Here is a 12,251-nt window from a genome sequence, read left to right as displayed (position 1 = left end):
GGAACTTTCCCCCTGCCCTTTGCGCCACCCGTTAACGTAAAAAGGCGTAGCGGTTGACCTTTCGAGCCGGTTATCCCCATTTTTCACATTTGGCGAGCCAGTGAACGCGCTACAAAAAAGCGCGCGAGTGAAAGTGTACGGGAAACCTGCGTCAACTGTGTTTAAATGGTGTTAATCCGGTGTTCGGCTTGATCCTGGTTCAATGCCAGAATTAAGCCGCTGCCTCAAAACTCAAAAAAGGCGTATCCACAAAATCAGTGGATAACTTTCTAATCGGATGTGAATAGTTGGAACAAGTGAATGATATCGGTAGAAAATAGTCCATTGATTAATAGTTAATCAATGGACTGTATTAGTTCAGATTTAACCTGACACAGGTACTATATAGTTCTGAAACTAATCTGATAGGCAGCTCAGTGCCAATAGCAGACGTTATTAAGCTCAGCCAGTATGGATTCACGAAAAACATAAGTTATATTTTGTCCTGATTTACACGGGATGAAAGCTCCTGATGGCTCTCCTTTCGCTCGCTGTAACGATCTGCAAGATAATCGGTTTGTCCCTTAAGCAGCAGCGTGACTTTAAACAGCTCCTCGGCTACATCGACGATGCGGTCATACCATGAAGAAGGTTTCATTCGTCCGTTATCGTCGAACTCTTGCCTTGGCTACAGAGGACTGGTTGGGGATCGTAAACATCCGCATCCAGCGACCCAGAATACGCATCTGGTTCACAGCATTGAAGGACTGTGAACCGCCGCAGACCTGCATTACCGCAAGTGTTTTGCCCTGCGAAGGACGAACCGCGCCTTCACTTAAGGGTATCCAGTCAATCTGCCCCTTCATAACTGCGCTCATAGCACCGTGCCGTTCCGGAGAACTCCACACCATCCCGTCACACCATCTGACCAGACCGCGCAGCTCGGTGACTTTAGGATGCGTATCTGGCGCATCATCCGGCAGGGGTAAACCTGAGGGGTTAAAGAGTTTTACCTTTGCGCCCATCGCTGTCAGCAGACGACCAGCTTCTTCCGCAGCAAAGCGGCTGCAGGAGCGCTCTCTAACTGAGCCATATAGGATCAGAATCCGCGGCGGCTCGTGCATGTGCAGGCGCTCGGCGATGTGTTGATCAAAGTATTCACTATTTAGAGCTGGAAAATGTTCCATTTTTCTACTCCGGAGATATCAGATGATTTCAAATTTAACACATATGATTTACCATATGTATATTCTAAAGGAAACGGAGTGAAAAATGCTACAACCTGTTCAGCTTTTCAAAATCCTGTCGGATGAAACCCGGCTCGCCATCGTCATGATTCTCCAGGAGTCGGGAGAACTATGCGTCTGTGATATCTGCGCAACCATTTCCGAATCGCAGCCCAAAGTCTCGCGACATATGGCTATTCTTCGCGAGGCTGGGTTGGTTCTAGATCGTCGTGAAGGCAAATGGATCCACTATCGTCTGTCACCCCACATACCGGCATGGGCCGCTGAGACAATCACAACGTCCTGGCAGTGTATGCGAGAGGATGTGCGTGAATGGCTGGATAAATCAGCCTGCACCTCCTGTTAAGAAAAGAAAACACATGTACATAATCATATATAAAGGAGTCTGAGATGCTTTTGGCAGGGAGTATATTTTTACTGACGCTGATACTAGTGATCTGGCAACCCAGAGGCTTGAGCATTGGCTGGAGTGCGAGTATCGGGGCTATGCTGGCGCTGGTAACTGGTGTCATCCATATCACTGATATTCCCGTTGTCTGGAATATTGTCTGGAACGCGACAGCGGCATTTATTGCGGTCATTATCATCAGCCTGCTGCTCGATGAGGCCGGCTTCTTTGAGTGGACCGCACTGCACGTCTCCCGCTTGGGTAACGGGCGTGGTCGCCTGCTGTTTACCTGGATAGTGTTGCTCGGTGCCGCTGTCGCTGCTTTGTTCGCCAATGACGGCGCCGCGCTGATCCTGACACCAATTGTGATTGCAATACTGCTTGCAATGGGATTCAGCAAGAGCACAACACTAGCCTTTGTGATGGCCGCAGGATTTATAGCAGATACGGCCAGCCTACCGCTCATTGTTTCTAACCTGGTGAATATCGTCTCGGCGGACTTTTTCGATCTGGGCTTTACTCAGTATGCCTCCGTTATGATCCCCGTAGATGTGGCAGCGATTGCGGCCACGCTGGTCATGCTGCATCTCTTTTTCCGCAGGGACATTCCGGCGACGTATGACGTTTCGCTACTGAAGACTCCTGCCAGTGTGATAAAAGATCCGGCAACGTTCAGGGTGGGCTGGATTGTCCTGTTATTGCTGCTTGTAGGTTTCTTTGTTTTGGAGCCTATGGGGATCCCGGTCAGCGCGATAGCGACTACTGGCGCAGCAGTACTGTTTATAGTGGCGAAAAGAGGTCATGCCATCAACACCGGAAAAGTCCTGCGCGGTGCGCCATGGCAGATCGTTATTTTTTCGCTGGGCATGTACCTGGTGGTTTATGGGCTCCGCAATGCAGGGTTAACGGAGTATCTGTCTGGTGTATTAAACCTGCTGGCAGAAAAGGGATTATGGGCAGCAACGTTTGGCACCGGTTTCCTGACCGCGCTCCTGTCGTCGATGATGAACAATATGCCGACAGTGCTGATTGGCGCGCTGTCGATTGATGGTAGTACGGCGACTGGCGTCGTCAAAGAGGCGATGATTTATGCCAACGTGATCGGCTGCGACTTAGGCCCGAAAATCACCCCGATTGGCAGTTTGGCAACCCTACTTTGGCTACATGTGCTTGCCCAGAAAAATATAACGATTACCTGGGGATATTACTTCCGCACCGGCATTATCATGACTCTTCCGGTGCTGTTGGTCACTTTGGCCGCGCTGGCGTTGCGGCTCTCCATCACTTTGTAATGAGATACAGATATGAGCAACATTACCATCTATCACAACCCTGCCTGCGGTACTTCTCGCAACACGCTAGAGATGATCCGTAACAGCGGCAACGAACCAACGATAATTTATTATCTCGATACGCCACCGACCCGTGATGAGCTGATTAAACTTATTTCAGATATGGGAATTACGGTGCGTGAATTACTGCGTAAGAATATTGCCCCTTATGAACATCTGGGTCTTGATGAAGAGAAATTTAGTGATGAGCAGTTGATTGATTTTATGCTTCAACATCCGATCCTGATTAATCGGCCGGTAGTCGTTACGCCGCTTGGCACTCGTCTTTGCCGCCCTTCAGAAATAGTGTTGGATATTCTACCGGAAGGTCAGAAAGGAGCGTTAACCAAAGAGGATGGCGAGAAGGTCATTGACGAAACGGGGAAGCGGGTTAAGTAATCTACCCACTTCAAAATATCGGACGCCTGTTCCGCTATGTGGGCGTCCGCTTTTCGCTCAAAGCAGGCTGTCAAAATTGATTGTGTGCTGCAAGTAAAAACAGTTAGCTCAAGTCGGAGCTAATACAACGGAATAATTAGCAGCGAACGCGGGGAATATCAGATATCCGATTTATCCAGCAAGGTGAGAGAAATTGCTTGTTCATTTTCCACAAAACGGATTGCGATTGAATACCCTGCCCTGCAAACCATATAGCACCTTTTCCGCGACTAATTTGGTCAATCGTCTGCATCTATTCACCAGTTTTACTAAAACTATGGCCACTCTCAAATAAATTCAGTTGCACTTGCCCTGAAGGGAAAAATTCACTGAGTAATATGTCACTTTTAATATATTTCGCATTCGGAAGCCAAAGTCGGTCAAACAAAGTGACTGCGCCTGAATAATATTGCGCGTATCTTATGTGGGATAAATGAGTGCTTGGGCTTCTTGCAGATAATAGTGAGAATCATGATGAGAAAAAAGATACTCTGCACCCACAATGTCACTAATCGACAATACTGTTTTTTTTCACACAGTTTTTCTGCTGCACGTTCAGCAAACACACACCAATTGGCGAACTAACTCGTAATCCACCACTTTACGGTCAAGCGAACGTGAGCAAATAATTTGAGCATGTAACATCTTAGCGATAGGATATGCCCTGCTTACCTGTGGAGGGAGGATGCAATCAAGCCACCTGTTGAAGCAGGAAACCAGCGAGGTGAGTCAGACTGAAGTCTGAATTTTGTAAGAATCTACGTCCTATAGGGTGTGGAGCACATCAAAAAAAATTATACCGTATCCCTTGTTATGACAGGCTTTACAAAAAAACTTTTCTACTCCCCGTAAAAACAACCCCCTTGTTCGCCAAGATATCACTGTCAAATAACCAAGCGTAAATTTTAATTTTGTGCACTGAAATGCAATATTTACTTGTTATGCGCTCAATTTACATCAATAATGTAAAAAAATAATCAAGGGATAATCAATGTCAATTTTAGATCAAATACTAATAATTGGTCAGCGAATGAAAGCTGAACAAATTTCACTAAAAGAATCTATCGCTGAAGTAAATACAATTAAAGTTACTGATGAACAAGTAGATGGTCTGGACAGGCTTATATATAACCACTGCTTAAACAAAACAGCTCTGGCTGATTTTTTTGGAAAATCTCGCAATACATTCTCAAAGATTGTAACTGAAATGCAGGCTAAGAAAATCATTGGCGAACCTATTTTTCAAAATAAAAACCATCTTTATACTCGATTCGACATTCAAGTGATCATGGAAGAACTAGGTGCTCATCGTTACTCAGATATGTATAAACCAAGAGTGATCGTCATAGAAAACCATAAAGGTGGAACAGGCAAAAGTACAACTACAGCAACAATTGCAACAGCGGCTGCATTAGATCTAAACCTAAACGCCCGCTGCTGCATCGTAGACTTAGACCCTCAAGGATCAATCGGAAATAATCTTATCCGATCCACTAATGATGACGATATTTATCTGACAATTACTGATGTTTTGCTGGCTAAATACGAACCTGATGGTGATTATTCTCAATATATATCAGCAGGTTATTCTGAGGCGGATATCATCGCTAATATTCCATTCAGTACACATCTCCCTAATATGGATGTTATTACAGCATTTCCCACAGATGATAGATTTACTGACCTATACTGGCGCTTAAGCAAAGATGAGCGGAATAAGCTTCTCACTCGTTTTAGAGATATTGTCATTCCTGTTCTAAAAGAGCATTATGACCTTATCTTTATAGACACCCCACCACAAGACTCGCCAATCATATGGTCAACAAATGAAGCTGCTGACGCACTACTCGTCCCAATAACACCGCGTGAGTATGACTTTGCTTCCACAACAAATTATATGCTAACGATTGGTGCTCGTTTACAGCAGCTGCCATCTAAGGGAGAAAATATCAAATGGATGAAAGTACTAGCTGTTAATGTCGATGACAAAAGCCAACATGAAGTTAGAACATTAAACAAGCTTGTACGTACCGTACAAGACAAATTCATGACAACTAATATAAAACATTCAGAGGCTTTTGTTGCTGCAGCAGAAAGGGGCAGGACAGTCCTAGATATCAAAAAATCAGAGGATTTATGTCCTGCAAAACAGTTCGATATAGCCGAAATGTCAGTAAATTCGGTGTATCAACAATTCATAAATGAAATCAAAAGTTTCTCTGCAAAAAGTGAGTAATCCGGATGACTGATGTAGAAAGAGGCACAAACAAAGATATGTATTTAGGAAATTCGAAGAAAACACGTTTTGAGCAGAGAAATGGACTCCCCTCTTTAAAAGGAGGGAATATCACCAAAAGAACCTTTACACTGAAAGACGGGCGAAAAGTTGATGCTGAACACATCATAGTCTCAGGGGATAAAGTCTCTGAACAAACTGTTGTTCATTCTCTTAATCCACGTAACCAGGAAGCATTGGATGAGAACTCCATGGGCGATATTCTGGAACAAATAAAACAACGGGGAGTGGATACTGAAGGTATTGCTATCAGAAAGAATGGTATTTACCACTTAATTGAAGGAAGTCGACGTCGCTATTGCTGCATAAAATTATCTATCGACCTGCCATTATGGGTTTTACCAAACGACATATCCAATGAAGACATTTTTTCTATCATTAGTGCTGCGCAAAGCTCTCGAAAGCTATCTTACCGCGAGGTAGGCTTACAGTATCAAAAGCTAATGGAGGATAATAACTTCACAACTAATGAACAGTTAGCTCAATATATTGGTATAAGTACTGAATCAGTTCGTAAACGTATTCAGGCAGCATTAATTGATGTACGTTTAGTTAATTTATTTCCTGACTGCGAAGGAATACCTAATACATTTTATGCACGTCTTTCTAAAATCCAAAGTAATACAAATAAAGAGGGTATAGATTTAGCAGTACTCTGCAAAGAGGTCAGAGATAGTCGTAAAGGCCTAGTAATCGAAAATATCCAAGAAACACAAAAAAATATATTAAACGATTTATCAACTATTTTAGAGTTGATGACAGACAAAACTAAGTCCGCTTCAGCATGGAAAACCACTGATATTGTCGAATTCAATAATAAGGATCAATATGCCCGTATTAGCTACAGTGGAAACGGTAGAAAAGTACGTTTTGAATTTAATAGGCTTAATCAAACCGTTATTCAAGAGATTGAACGCTTGATAAAGCTAAAGCTATCTAAAATGGTTCAAGAAAAAAGTAAAGAATAAATAGAACAATGTGGCTACGCCTTGCCGTAAATGTCGAGGCGTTCCATTTACCCAGCCAACATACTGCGAAATAGCATATCGAAACCAACCGTATTTCGCCAATAATAATATGAAAATTAAATCAATATAAACAATGAATTATAATTTTACAGTCATTTATTCGTAATAAAACAACCCCCTTGTTCGCCAAACAATCACGAAGTATTTACTTTATCCAACATGCTATTAAGCTTTGCATTCAGATAGAAAATATTAGACATTATAGTCAAGCTGGCTAGTGATAAGTCACTCTTGCCAGAAGAAGTCGGGGGAGGGGAAGATATCGATTGATATCCTCCATACCCGATATGGCCTACAGAGGACTATTTGATGAGTTTTTAACAGCTCCTGGAATTGCAAAAAAGGGATTATTGTTAGACAACCTGATGTTTTAACGGGCTTGTTATAAAAATGACCTAAGTGAGAAACACTCACGGTATTGATCATCGCATTAGGATAAACTCATGCCACTAAACGAGTTTAAATGGAAACATTTTGGGTCAACCATAGTCCTTTGATGCTTACGTTGGTATAGCTCCACACCGTTAAGTTATGCCAACGTCAATGATATTCTGGCTGAACGAGGGATCCCAGTTCACCATTCAACGATTTATCGTTGGTTTATTGAATATACCCCATTTTCCGTAAAAAACTCAAAAAATATCAATTTATTCGTGCTGTTTCCTCTTGGTAGCTCGATGAAACCTACGTCAAAGTGAACGGAAAATGGTTTTTCCTTTACCGTGCAATGATAAATACGGAGAAACACTGGATGTTTATTTTTCACCTAAACGTTATCGGTATGTCGCCTATGAATTTCTCAAACGCGAATTAAAACCTTACACCGCTGAGCGGCAACCAAAAACCTTAAACACTGATAAGCATACTGCTTACGGTTACGCCATGGCTCGCTTAATTAAAGAAGAGAAACTCCGGGCTGTCGTAAAACAACGCCAAATTAAAACTCTCAACAATCAGATCACACCCCGATTTAAAAATTGATTGTGGCGACTGGTGATTTCAAATCAGCAAAGCGTGCGTAGTCAACCCTCCAAGAGATTGAAACGTTGCGAAAACTGAATAAAGGTCAATTTGATCAATGACTACGTCGTGGGGAACCTCAATTTCGGGTGGGGGAGCGATCTACCTTTATGAATCGATTATTCAATGTAGAGACCGTTTTATCTTAAAGTACTCAATAACACTGAGTAAAAAACTCGCAAATATATAATTTGCAACAAGCCCGAATATTTAGTACATCTATCAGAGCATCAGAAATAATATATCAACCTTAGATAAACTGCTTGCGAAACAATCCCCCGGAGCACTGGCAAAAATTAGAGGGGAACTTAACCTTTCTCAAACAGAGCTAGCTCAATCGCTGGGCGTTTCACAACCTTCTATTACTAAGCTTGAGAATGTTGATAACGACCCTAAGCTTTTGACGCTGAAGCACGATATTAAAGCTTTAAGTGGTGAACTTTCTATCGATGTCACGTTACCAAATGGCAAAAGAATTGGAATGTATCTTTAACTATACTGGGACCATCACTGATCATCGCATATAGCCATACGAAGAGCATAGTTATAATTCGCTTATAGTTATGACCAGATGAAAGCATTAATCACAAGCGGTTTCTGGTCATTATACCGACTCGACACTCGTCGTGAAGGGACTGATAAAGTGCCATTAGTACTTGATTCTCGCTCGCCAACACAATCCTTAGCTGATGTAATGAACCAAGAGCACGTTTTAATCGTTTAAATAAAAGTGATCCTAAAAGAGCGCTTACATTAGTAGAGTTAGCAACTCACCAGGCAGAGAAAGGTTTTGCGCTACAGGAATTGCTGGCGTCACAAAAGTAGCTAATTCACAAGAATATATAGTAAATGTGATTTTCAACGTAAAAATTAATGAGGCATAAACATAACTGTTGCATAGAAAATAGGGCTTAGCTCTCTTTACATTGAGTTTTATAAAAATGAAGCACTTTTACTTTGGTGATTTCAGCATGAAATCAACACATCACACTAAAATAATTTTTATTTTATCAATGAGTTACATTCATTCCTTATTTGGTGATGGTTAGATAAATATATAACTGATATCAAATCAATATATAGTTAATTTATCATTTTGTTTGACACAATGAATATCCCAAAGCCTATCAAATTCATCTTGTGATAACATATCGTCAATTTTTTCAGCCATTGGGATTGATATATCTATATCACCATCAGGATGTTTTAATGTCCTAACAAAAAAACGTTTGAATCCATAAGGCAATTCATTTTTGAATCCAAAGACTTCTCCGCAATAAAAACCCATTTCACGACCATGACTATCATTTCTAAAGTTATAGTAACTCATATTTCTGAAGCTAGCTGCTGCAGGATATGATAATAAATCAAGAACAGATTCTTTAACTCGAGCTTCAGGCTCCAATTTACTGTGAGATGAAACGGGTGTTAATAATCCCCCTATATATGAAACTAAAGCGACTAAAAAAATGACTAAATAAGAATAAATCTGATTCATATGATGTATCTCTTACTGCTTGTTACCTAAGTTATTGTTCAATTTAACAACTAACATTAATTAGATATTATTAGTTGTTATCAGGAGAACACAATGAATAAAGACTATTAAAACCACTACAACGCATTTTCATACTGGACTGAGGGCTGTTGGTTTAACTCTGCATAATAGTGATTACACTATCTTTCTATAGCTATAAAAGCCAGTTGCTCCTATCTAGAATCATTTAATAAGTCTGAGAAGTAAGGAGCTATACATAATAGCAGCTAAGGTGAACGCAAAAAAATTGAAAGAATGACGAATTGGCTCAGTATGTGGCTGATTCTAGTAAAGACGTACTTTAGTTGAAAGTAAATTATTACATTGTTGCATTAGCCTGCTCTTCGATAACTCTTTATAATTGCTTTTCTAGTTAAGAAGTTTTGTCTCTTTCGATGAATGATATTTAATCTAGTAAAGTGCTGGTATATATTATTTAATATATTCAATTACTTATATCATTTCGAACCCAAAATGCTTATTCTATTAATTACTGTTTAGTGATTATGATAGAAGCACCTTATGTTAAGGTGCTTCTATATAAAATTTAATAATTAATATCTGCAAGTAGACTAACGAATTTATCTTTTTCTTTATATATGCAAAAGTGGTTTTGAGCTTTCTCTTCTTCATATTCCAAAGATAGAGATTGCATGAAATCGCACACATTTGCATTTAAGGCTTTTAGGTACAAAAACAGTGTTCCTAGGTCAATTTTGGTTATACCTGATTCATAACGTACAAGTTGTTGTTCGCTTCTTTGAATTTGTATTGCAAATTCAGATACTTTATAACCAGCCTCTATTCTAAGTTTTTTTAACTTCACTCCTGCAGTTACTGATATGAGGTCAGCTTTTTTCATACTCCCTCCCATTGTTACATTTTGAATCATTATTTTACACTTTGTATTTATTCATTACATTTACTCCTTTTTATATCGCTGCGCAATAAAATTCTGCGTAAAGATTTTTTTCAAATCAAATTGTTATTTTTATATCGTGGAATTAATGTTTTTCAAAATAATATTTCACTATTTTGTTTGTGAACATACATTTTATATTGAGTATGATAATGCATGGAGTTGTTATCTATTGAAAATGATCGAATTGATTAGCTACCGATTTAATAAACACCTTTGAGGTAGATAACATAGCAAAAGAAAGGACTTTATAGGCAGTAAATGATATCTGAAGAATTTAAAATAGAAGCTGTAAAAAAGTTAACTGAAGATAGGTACTTCGTAGCCAGTGTTGCTAACTGAATAGAGACAACAACACATGATCTTTATATATGGATTAAATGTTATGGCTCAGACTTGTCGCAATATCAAACTATATCTTATCATCCGCCAACTAAAAAAATAGTTACAGAGAGTCACTAATAAGCGAGATATATAAGAGAAAGTCGCAGTGTACTTCCCAATCCAGTTCGACTGAAGTACACCTTTATTAAAGTCAATCAACATGTTATCCGGTTCTAAGCATGTGTAAAATATTTAGTGTTCATTTGATAGGATATCTTGCTTCTTAGACGCACGGTTGGTTAATCAAAAGCAGAATGATGAAAGACCACGTTTTAGATGCAGTATTTATGGGGATATGGCTGTGTTCACCTATAAAGAATGTACTTGTATACTCGGATGAAGAAAGCCTATATACCAGTGATTATTATATGAACTGATAACAAGCATGAGTCGTAGAGTTATTTGCTATGACAACGCTGTTGCAGAGATTTTTTTTCATTATAAAAACTGGAAAGAATCAAGCAAAAGGTCAACTAAGCACAAGAATAAGTGCAAATGGGTGTTTTTGAGTATATAGAATGCTCTACAACGTGAACACAGGCACGGCTCCAATAATCAGATGTCGTTTGTAGAGTATGTAAAATACTACAAATAAAGATTTATTGCTGTTTATTGAATCGGTAGCCACTCATTTTCTATGATTTGTACATCACTATTTTAGTGAAAATCTAAATTATGTTAATGAGCCCAATTAATATCTCATTCTATATTTTATTTCAACAGTCAATTAGTAGCTTTTATCTTATATTTAATCTTGTTGCTAATTCCTTGTTAAAAAATGAAGATTACTAGTTACATTGATTTTTGTTAATTAATTTAATAATTAGTGGGGTATTTATATTGTTTAATAAAATTTGACTTTACTTTTTTATATATAAAGTTAAGATTTTTCTTATTTTCTAGCGCTATTTTGTCTAGATACGTAAATTGTTCTCTAATTGAGATTTCAATTCTTCATTTTTTACTTTAACTTGAACTCGTTTAATGTGTTAAAATACAAGTTAAAAATATTATTTTTTGTTTTAATTGTAATAAAATGTAATATTATATTTAATTTCATGTTTATGTATAGCGATTATAAGCATACAAATATTATAAGTAATAATTTTTCACCTAAAAAATACAAAAAAAATCGAAATATCTAATTTAATTTACTAATCATGCGCTTATAAAACCTAAAAACACTCCAATTACGCGTAAAACTGGTATTTACTTTCGCATTTCTGCTTTTCTATCGTCGATTGATTGTTTTTGCCTATCATTTTTTTACTTTTGATTGCAAATAACGCTTTTACTCTTATTTTAATATATTTATTATTAACGAGAGTTAAATATGCGGGAATTAAGTTTTTATAGTTAGGTGTTATATGAAAAATAATATAATAAGTAGTAGGGTTGGATGTTTTTTAAGAAAAGCTCGCAAAGATAAAAACTTATCAGGTAAAGAGATAGCTAAATTAATAAATGTCAGTCAACAGCAGGTATCTCGTTACGAAACAGGAATTACATCACTAACATTAGATCAGTTAGATCAGTACTTGTTTGTATTGGACAAAAAATGGATTGAACTATTTAAGTATATAGAGTTTGAGTCAATCAGAAATAACACGCACATTTCTTAAATTTATATATTTTGAATTATTTTTTTAAAACACATTGATTATATTTTATAAAAAGCACGGTT

Annotated in this window: 11 protein-coding genes and 3 pseudogenes; 10 read left to right on the top strand and 4 right to left on the bottom strand. The window is 38.5% G+C overall.

The window, feature by feature from the left end; all coding sequences use genetic code 11:
- Positions 1 to 472: 472 nt before the first annotated feature.
- Positions 473 to 1,166: pseudogene (arsH, locus tag PR683_RS18365) on the bottom strand (arsenical resistance protein ArsH).
- Between the two features lie 85 nt (positions 1,167 to 1,251).
- Here arsH and PR683_RS18360 point away from each other — a divergent pair.
- From PR683_RS18360 to arsC, 3 genes are read left to right on the top strand one after another with little or no spacing between them, the layout of a single operon-like run.
- On the top strand, positions 1,252 to 1,572 hold the full coding sequence (locus PR683_RS18360; RefSeq protein ID WP_004911727.1) for a transcriptional regulator: 321 nt from the start codon (positions 1,252 to 1,254) through the stop codon (positions 1,570 to 1,572).
- Positions 1,573 to 1,616: 44 nt separating this feature from the next.
- Entirely contained in the window at positions 1,617 to 2,906 is a 1,290-nt protein-coding gene (locus tag PR683_RS18355) for an arsenic transporter (RefSeq protein ID WP_272526657.1), read from the top strand.
- 12 nt (positions 2,907 to 2,918) lie between these two features.
- Entirely contained in the window at positions 2,919 to 3,344 is a 426-nt protein-coding gene (gene arsC / locus PR683_RS18350; RefSeq protein ID WP_228367732.1) for a glutaredoxin-dependent arsenate reductase, read from the top strand.
- A gap of 136 nt (positions 3,345 to 3,480) precedes the next feature.
- Here the strand turns inward: arsC and PR683_RS18345 are convergent, their stop codons facing one another.
- Positions 3,481 to 3,636 (bottom strand): DUF4113 domain-containing protein, encoded by a 156-nt coding sequence (locus tag PR683_RS18345; protein WP_272526658.1) that lies wholly within the window; start codon positions 3,634 to 3,636, stop codon positions 3,481 to 3,483.
- 738 nt (positions 3,637 to 4,374) lie between these two features.
- Here PR683_RS18345 and PR683_RS18340 point away from each other — a divergent pair.
- The 5 genes and pseudogenes from PR683_RS18340 (at position 4,375) to PR683_RS18320 (ending at position 8,451) form a co-directional block, all read left to right on the top strand.
- Entirely contained in the window at positions 4,375 to 5,619 is a 1,245-nt protein-coding gene (locus PR683_RS18340; RefSeq protein WP_228367731.1) for a ParA family protein, read from the top strand.
- A gap of 5 nt (positions 5,620 to 5,624) precedes the next feature.
- Positions 5,625 to 6,647, top strand: coding sequence for a ParB family protein (locus tag PR683_RS18335; RefSeq protein WP_272526659.1), 1,023 nt, complete (start codon positions 5,625 to 5,627; stop codon positions 6,645 to 6,647).
- A 503-nt stretch (positions 6,648 to 7,150) separates the two neighbouring features.
- Positions 7,151 to 7,876, top strand: a pseudogene (locus PR683_RS18330) (IS6 family transposase).
- Positions 7,877 to 7,944: 68 nt separating this feature from the next.
- Positions 7,945 to 8,220: a helix-turn-helix domain-containing protein gene (locus PR683_RS18325; protein WP_442958727.1), complete on the top strand. Its 276-nt coding sequence runs from the start codon at positions 7,945 to 7,947 to the stop codon at positions 8,218 to 8,220.
- Between the two features lie 78 nt (positions 8,221 to 8,298).
- Positions 8,299 to 8,451, top strand: a complete 153-nt coding sequence (locus PR683_RS18320) for a hypothetical protein (protein WP_228367729.1) — start codon at positions 8,299 to 8,301, stop codon at positions 8,449 to 8,451.
- A gap of 348 nt (positions 8,452 to 8,799) precedes the next feature.
- On the opposite strand, the gene PR683_RS18315 is transcribed toward PR683_RS18320, so the two are convergent.
- A complete protein-coding gene (locus tag PR683_RS18315; protein WP_228367728.1) occupies positions 8,800 to 9,225 on the bottom strand; it encodes a hypothetical protein in 426 nt (141 codons plus the stop codon).
- Positions 9,226 to 9,811: 586 nt separating this feature from the next.
- Positions 9,812 to 10,126, bottom strand: a complete 315-nt coding sequence (locus PR683_RS18310) for a helix-turn-helix domain-containing protein (RefSeq protein WP_228367727.1) — start codon at positions 10,124 to 10,126, stop codon at positions 9,812 to 9,814.
- 318 nt (positions 10,127 to 10,444) lie between these two features.
- On the opposite strand from PR683_RS18310, the pseudogene PR683_RS20445 reads away from it, so the two are divergent.
- Together PR683_RS20445 and PR683_RS18305 are read left to right on the top strand one after the other, a co-directional pair.
- A pseudogene (locus PR683_RS20445) lies at positions 10,445 to 11,162 on the top strand (hypothetical protein).
- Positions 11,163 to 11,934: 772 nt separating this feature from the next.
- A complete protein-coding gene (locus PR683_RS18305; RefSeq protein ID WP_222960784.1) occupies positions 11,935 to 12,189 on the top strand; it encodes a helix-turn-helix domain-containing protein in 255 nt (84 codons plus the stop codon).
- Positions 12,190 to 12,251 lie beyond the last annotated feature (62 nt).

Source organism: Providencia sp. PROV269, assembly GCF_028477785.1.
GTDB classification, from domain to species: domain Bacteria; phylum Pseudomonadota; class Gammaproteobacteria; order Enterobacterales; family Enterobacteriaceae; genus Providencia; species Providencia rettgeri.
This window is presented reverse-complemented; position numbering and strand designations above follow the sequence as displayed.

What these genes read in the sequence shown, in the direction of transcription:
- PR683_RS18355 (WP_272526657.1), top strand. Translation starts at nt 1,617, where the DNA reads ATGCTTTTGGCAGGGAGTATATTTTTACTGACGCTGATACTAGTGATC.
- PR683_RS18310 (WP_228367727.1), bottom strand. Translation starts at nt 10,126, where the DNA reads ATGAAAAAAGCTGACCTCATATCAGTAACTGCAGGAGTGAAGTTAAAA.
- PR683_RS18335 (WP_272526659.1), top strand. Translation starts at nt 5,625, where the DNA reads ATGACTGATGTAGAAAGAGGCACAAACAAAGATATGTATTTAGGAAAT.
- PR683_RS18315 (WP_228367728.1), bottom strand. Translation starts at nt 9,225, where the DNA reads ATGAATCAGATTTATTCTTATTTAGTCATTTTTTTAGTCGCTTTAGTT.
- PR683_RS18360 (WP_004911727.1), top strand. Translation starts at nt 1,252, where the DNA reads ATGCTACAACCTGTTCAGCTTTTCAAAATCCTGTCGGATGAAACCCGG.
- PR683_RS18305 (WP_222960784.1), top strand. Translation starts at nt 11,935, where the DNA reads ATGAAAAATAATATAATAAGTAGTAGGGTTGGATGTTTTTTAAGAAAA.
- PR683_RS18320 (WP_228367729.1), top strand. Translation starts at nt 8,299, where the DNA reads ATGAAAGCATTAATCACAAGCGGTTTCTGGTCATTATACCGACTCGAC.
- PR683_RS18345 (WP_272526658.1), bottom strand. Translation starts at nt 3,636, where the DNA reads ATGCAGACGATTGACCAAATTAGTCGCGGAAAAGGTGCTATATGGTTT.
- arsC (WP_228367732.1), top strand. Translation starts at nt 2,919, where the DNA reads ATGAGCAACATTACCATCTATCACAACCCTGCCTGCGGTACTTCTCGC.
- PR683_RS18340 (WP_228367731.1), top strand. Translation starts at nt 4,375, where the DNA reads ATGTCAATTTTAGATCAAATACTAATAATTGGTCAGCGAATGAAAGCT.